This window comes from Mycobacterium sp., assembly GCF_035603715.1.
Taxonomy (GTDB): Bacteria; Actinomycetota; Actinomycetes; order Mycobacteriales; family Mycobacteriaceae; genus Mycobacterium.
Window position 1 is genome coordinate 1 of record NZ_DATNJW010000453.1, and the last position, 2,542, is coordinate 2,542.

Below are 2,542 nucleotides of genomic sequence, written 5' to 3' on the forward strand. Positions count from 1 at the left end.
CGTCACGTAGCGCGGGCGCCCGTCGGGTCCCGGGCCGGCGATGCCGAGGCCCTTACGTTGGCCGATGGTGAAGCCGTGCACGCCGTCGTGCTCGGCCAGCACCGCGCCGTCGGTATCGACCACCGAGCCACGGCGAATTCCGATGCGCTCGCCCAGAAAGGCCCGGGTGTTCCCGGACGGTATGAAGCAGATGTCGTGGCTGTCCGGCTTTTCCGCGACCGCCAGGCCGAGCCGGGCGGCCTCGGCGCGAATCTGCGGCTTGGGGGTGTCCCCGATGGGGAACGCGGCATGGCGCAACTGATCGGCGGTCAACACCGCCAGCACGTAGGACTGGTCCTTGTGCCGGTCGACGGCCCGGCGTAGCCGCCCGCCGGACAAGCGCGCGTAGTGGCCGGTGACGACCGTGTCGAAGCCCAGCGCAAGGGCCTTCGCCGACAACGCCGAGAACTTGATGCGCTGATTGCAGCGAATACACGGGTTGGGCGTCTCGCCGCGGGAATACGACGAGACGAAATCGTCGATCACGTCGGCTTGGAACTTCTCCGCGAAATCCCATACATAGAACGGGATTCCAAGCACATCGGCGACGCGGCGCGCGTCGGAGGCGTCCTCCTTCGAGCAGCAGCCCCGCGAGCCGGTACGCAACGTGCCGGGTGCCGTGGACAGCGCCAGGTGCACACCGACCACGTCGTGTCCGGCTTCGACCATCCGGGAGGCGGCCACCGACGAATCGACGCCACCGCTCATGGCAGCAAGAACCTTCACCTACGAAGCCCCCGCAGCGGCCAGCGTGGCCCGTCGCGCACGATCCACCGCCCCGGGCAGCGCCCGCAGCACCGCGTCGACATCGGCATCAACGCTGTTGTGTCCCAAGGAGAGCCGTAAAGATCCGCGAGCACTCGTCGGATCCGCACCCATCGCAAGCAGCACGTGGGACGGCTGCGCGACACCGGCGGTGCACGCCGATCCGGTCGAACACTCGATTCCGTTGGCGTCCAGGAGCATCAGCAGCGCATCGCCTTCGCAGCCGCGGAACGTGAAGTGGGCGTTGCCGGGAAGTCGCCGCGGGTCCCGTGCTCCGTTGAGGGTGACGTCCTCGATGTCGGCCAGCACCCGGCCGACCAGGCGATCCCGCAGCGTCCGCAGCCGAGCGCTGTTGGCCTCGAGGCCGTCCACCGAGATCCGGGCGGCGGTCGCCATGCCGACCGCGCCCGCGACATCGGCTGTGCCCGAACGGATGTCACGCTCCTGCCCACCGCCGTGCGCCAGCGGTACACACGCGACGTCGCGGCGGAGCAGCAGCGCACCCACGGCCGTCGGACCGCCGAACTTGTGCGCGGCTACGCTCATCGCCGACAGGCCGCTGGCGGCGAACTCGACCGGCAGCTGCCCCACCGCCTGAACGGCGTCGCTGTGCATCGGGACCCCGAATTCGGCCGCAACGGCGGCGAGTTCGGCAATCGGCATCACGGTGCCGACCTCGTTGTTGGCCCACATCACCGATACCAGCGCGACGTCGTCGTGACCCTGCAACGCCTCGCGCAGCGCCGCAGCCGACACCGAGCCGTCGGCGGCGGTCGGCAACCAGGTCACCTCGGCGCCCTCGTGTTCGACCAACCAGTTCACCGAGTCCAGCACGGCATGGTGTTCGACCTCACTGGTGATGATGCGGCGGCGACGCGGCTCGGCGTCCCGGCGGGCCCAGTAGATGCCCTTGACGGCCAGGTTGTCGCTCTCGGTGCCGCCGGCGGTGAAGATCACCTCCGACGGGCGCGCGCCCAGCTTGTCGGCGATCAGCTCGCGGGATTCCTCGATGCGCCGCCGGGCCGCCCGGCCGCTGGTGTGCAGCGAGGAGGCATTGCCGACCGTTCCGAGGACGGAAGTCATCGCCTCGATGGCGGCGGGGTGCATCGGGGTCGTGGCGGCGTGATCGAGGTAGACCATGGCGCGCCCCAGAATACCGGCTCGCCGGTTTGCTCAGGCCACCAGCATGTGGCCGTGACCAGGGTGGCGGGACCGTCCCACCCCCACGGCGGACTGGCAGCGGCCGGCCAGGGTGCGCCGATCGGTCCCCGGTAACTGCAGCGATTCGACGTGCACCCGCGCCAGCGTCCGCCGCACGGCGAGCAACCGGCGGATCGATCCCAGCAGTGTCTCCTCGCCGACGAAGGCCGGGACCGTCGATACGCTGCCGTCGACGTGGTGATAGGTCAGCCGAAGCGGCTGAACCGGACGGCCGGCGTCGATCGCGGCCTGAAACATCGCCGGATAGAACGCCCCGGAGTCCAGGCCACACCAGGTGGTGCCTTCCGGGAAGCACACTACGGTCTGGCCGGCCCGCAGCCTGCGGGCGACGGTGTCCACAACCCCGGGCAGCCGCCGCAGACTCGACCGCTCGATCGGAATGATCTTCAAAATGCGGGCCACCACCCCGACCGCGCGACCGGTGAACATATCGGCACGCGCGACGAACGACCCGGGCAGCACCGCCCCGATGGCGAAGACGTCCAGCCAGGACATGTGGGGGCTGACCACCAGAACC

The 2,542-nt window shown here is 69.8% G+C and carries 3 protein-coding genes; all 3 read right to left on the reverse strand.

Going from position 1 to position 2,542, the window contains the following annotated elements; translation table 11 throughout:
* On the reverse strand, positions 1-765 hold a 765-nt coding region (gene mnmA / locus VN856_RS18675), incomplete at its 3' end, for a tRNA 2-thiouridine(34) synthase MnmA (RefSeq protein ID WP_325691700.1).
* Positions 766-1,944, reverse strand: coding sequence for a cysteine desulfurase family protein (locus VN856_RS18680; protein WP_325691702.1), 1,179 nt, complete (start codon positions 1,942-1,944; stop codon positions 766-768).
* A gap of 33 nt (positions 1,945-1,977) precedes the next feature.
* On the reverse strand, positions 1,978-2,542 hold a 565-nt coding region (locus VN856_RS18685), incomplete at its 5' end, for a lysophospholipid acyltransferase family protein (RefSeq protein WP_325691703.1).